The sequence below is a fragment of the Actinophytocola sp. genome (assembly GCF_050699915.1).
GTDB lineage: Bacteria > Actinomycetota > Actinomycetes > Mycobacteriales > Pseudonocardiaceae > Actinophytocola.
This window is the reverse complement of the sequence record NZ_JBOHGA010000361.1, coordinates 1-3,006: the sequence shown is the minus strand read 5'-3', so window position 1 is coordinate 3,006 and position 3,006 is coordinate 1. Positions and strand designations below refer to the sequence as shown.

At 71.1% G+C, this 3,006-nt stretch carries 4 protein-coding genes; 1 reads left to right on the top strand and 3 read right to left on the bottom strand.

Annotated elements, in window-relative coordinates; all coding sequences use genetic code 11:
- The 3 genes from ACRDSK_RS32445 to ACRDSK_RS32435 form a co-directional block, all read right to left on the bottom strand.
- On the bottom strand, positions 1 to 1,174 hold a 1,174-nt coding region (locus ACRDSK_RS32445; RefSeq protein WP_431445235.1), incomplete at its 3' end, for a GMC family oxidoreductase N-terminal domain-containing protein.
- A 93-nt stretch (positions 1,175 to 1,267) separates the two neighbouring features.
- On the bottom strand, positions 1,268 to 1,867 hold the full coding sequence (locus tag ACRDSK_RS32440) for a dihydrofolate reductase family protein (RefSeq protein WP_431445234.1): 600 nt from the start codon (positions 1,865 to 1,867) through the stop codon (positions 1,268 to 1,270).
- Positions 1,864 to 2,688: a metalloregulator ArsR/SmtB family transcription factor gene (locus ACRDSK_RS32435; protein ID WP_431445232.1), complete on the bottom strand. Its 825-nt coding sequence runs from the start codon at positions 2,686 to 2,688 to the stop codon at positions 1,864 to 1,866. Before ACRDSK_RS32435 ends, ACRDSK_RS32440 begins: the two co-directional genes overlap by 4 nt.
- 142 nt (positions 2,689 to 2,830) lie before the next feature.
- Here ACRDSK_RS32435 and ACRDSK_RS32430 point away from each other — a divergent pair.
- The coding region (locus tag ACRDSK_RS32430; RefSeq protein ID WP_431445236.1) for a carboxylesterase family protein at positions 2,831 to 3,006 on the top strand (176 nt) is incomplete at its 3' end.

Below are 3,006 nucleotides of genomic sequence, written 5' to 3'. Positions count from 1 at the left end.
CGCGCGCGGCGGCCGCCCGGACGAGCCGGCCGGCCGTGCCGGTGACTCCGGTGGCGGCCACCAGCCAGTCGACGAACCCGGGATAGCCGCCGTCCTGGAGGTAGAAGCCGCGGCCCTCGCCGCCGTCGAGTGCGTCGGGGACCCGGATCGTGCCGGTGATCACCGGACCATTGGAAGGCTCGAGCGGCATCGGGCTGGACCGGACGAACCCGAGCAGGTCGCCGTTGCCGCTGAACCGGGCGCCCAGCGCGGGCCCAAGGTCGGGCAGGTGCTTCTCGTTGCGCAGCAACAGGTAGGGCGTGCCCAGCGCGCCGGCCGCCATGATGACGACCTTGGCCCGGATGGTGTGGACCGGCAGTCGGGACGTGTCGGTCCGCACGCCCTCGTTCTCCGGCTCGTGTCGCACGTAGCCGACCTCGTAACCACCGCGCACCGGCTTGATGACGCGGACCTCGCACCGGTCGCGGATGTCGGCCCCGGCGCGTGCGGCCATGCTGAGGTAGGTGTAGTCGAGCGTGTTCTTGCTGCCGCTGTTGCAGCCGACGTTGCAGCCCCCGCACAGGTTGCAGGTGTGGCGGATCGCGCCGTGGAGGTTCTGGTCCGGCGCGCCGGCCGGACCCGCGATGGGGTCACCCGGCCGCTGCCCCTGCGCGGCGAACGACACCGCGAGGGGTGGCCGGACCCAGTCCAGGTCCAACCGCTCGGCGGCACGCCGCATGGCCCGCGTCTTGGGAGTGCTGTCCGGATACGGGTACGGGTTGGCCCGCGCGCCGAGAACCGCCTCGACCTGGTCGTAGCACGGGTCGAGATCGGCCCTGTTCACCGGCCAGGACTCGTACCCGCCACTGGGCCCGGCGTCGGTGACGAACCAGTTCTCGTCCTTGCGCAGCATGACGTTGGCGTAGATCAGCGAGCCGCCGCCGACTCCACTGGCGACGACGGCCTCGATGTGCCGGAACGACCAGATGTCGAACAGTCCCTGCAGTCCTTCGCTGGGATCCCATAGGTTCCGGGCGAGCCCCGCCGGCGACGTGGGAAAGGATCCCGGGGGATAGCGCCGGCCACGTTCGAGCACGACGACGGAATTGTTGTCCGCCGCCACCCGGTACGCGGACACCGAGCCACCAAATCCGGACCCGACGACGACCGCGTCGACCATTTCGTTCCCGCGCATGCCGCGCTCCCCTCTACGACTCCCCTGTGATGGCAGAGCGGCGCGACGCGGGTCTGATACCGCGTTCGTCGAAAATCACGAATCGAGAGAGGGTCAGCGGGTGCGGTCGTAGACGAGGGCGATTTCGCCCAGGTCGCCCGTTTCCTGGCTCGTGAGCTGCCACTTCGACGGGGGCAGGCCGTCGTCGAAGAGGCGTCCGCCGGTGCCGGCGATCTCGGGGGTGATCATCAGGTAGAGGCGGTCCAGGAGGTCGGCTTGCAGGAGTGGTTTGATGACGCTCGCGCTGCAGTTGACGAGGATGTCGCCCTCGCCCTGGGACTTCAGGTTTGCCGCGACCTCCGCGGCTGGGGCGTTCACGATGCGGGTGCGCTCCCACGGCGCCTCGGTCAGGGTGGTCGTCAGGACCACCTTCTCGGCGCCCACCAACCACTTCGCGTAGCCGCGGTCGCGCGGGTCCGCGTTCTCGTCCTCGGCGACCGTCGGCCAGAAGCCCAGGAAGCCCTCCGCGTTGAGCCGGCCCAGCAGCGCCGTCGTCGCGCCCTCCGTGATTCTGGCCAGGTGGTTTCGCGCGACCTCCGTCGCCGCGTACGGGACGATCGCGCCCAGGTCGCCTGGGCCGCCGGGGCCGTTGTACCGCCCGTCGAGGGTGAGACTCAGGTTCGCGCTCACCTTGCGGCTGGTCGAGTTGCTCATGATCGTGCTTTCCCTTCCTTCGTGGCGTGCTGGCCGACGATGTCGGCGAGCTTGTCGAGCACCTGTCCCCAGCCGGTCTCGATTCCGGCGATGAAGGGCACGGCCTCGACGGTCGTCTCGGTGATGCGCAGGTCCAGCCGCAGGCGCGTGCCGTCCGGGGCCGCGGCCAGGGCCAGGTCGTAGTGGCCGGTGAACGAGACCGCCCCGGCCTCGTCCAGCACCGACAGGTCGAACTCCAGGCGTTCGCGCTCCGCGGCGGCGTGGACCCGGCCCTCGGAGCGGTATCGGCGTCCCTCCGCGTCGCGGTAGTCGAGGACGGCGCGTCCGCCCGGCCTCGGCTCCAGGACGCACTTCGCGATCGTCATCGACGGCGGAGCCCACCACGACGCGAGCGCGTCCGGGTCCACCCAGTGCCGCCAGACGGCGTCCGGTGGTGCGGTCAGTACGCGCTCGAACGAGAACGTGCGGCCGTCGGCCCAGCGCTCCCGGTCCGCGACCGCGGCCTCCGCCTCGATGGCGGCGCGGTACCGCGCGATGACGTCCCGCTCGCCCGCGTGCGCCTCGGACGTCTCGACCAGCTCCCGCAGCCGACCCGCCAGAGCTGCCAGCGGCGCCGTCTCGACCGCGTAGACGCGACGCTGCCCGAGCGGGAAGACCGTCGCGATGCCGGCGCGGGCGAGGGTCTGGAGGTGCTTGGTGGTCTGCGGCTGCCGCAACCCCGTCAGCTCAGCCAGTTCGCCGACCGAGCGGGGACGCTCGGCGAGGAGCTCCACGATCCGCCACCTCGCCGCGTCTCCGAGTGCTGAGGCGATCCCGTCCATGGAGCTAAGTTTTCGTCTATCAGAATATTCTTGTCAAGGAATTTCTCTGTTGGACGGGCACGGGGGGAGTGGACGGAGCCGGCGCGGCCGCCAAGCATGACGGTGTACCTGCTCCGGGGTCGGAGGCGAGCCGACGGTGACGATGCACGGTGGTCTGCGAGAACGTTCGACGACGGGCACCTGGCTGGACCCGGTGGTCGAGACGACGGCGGGCCTGGTGCGCGGCCGCGGCGTCGGCGGTGGGGCGGTGTTCGCCGGCATCCCGTACGCCGCGGCTCCCGTCGGCTACCGCCGGCTGCTCCCGCCAGAGCCACGGCC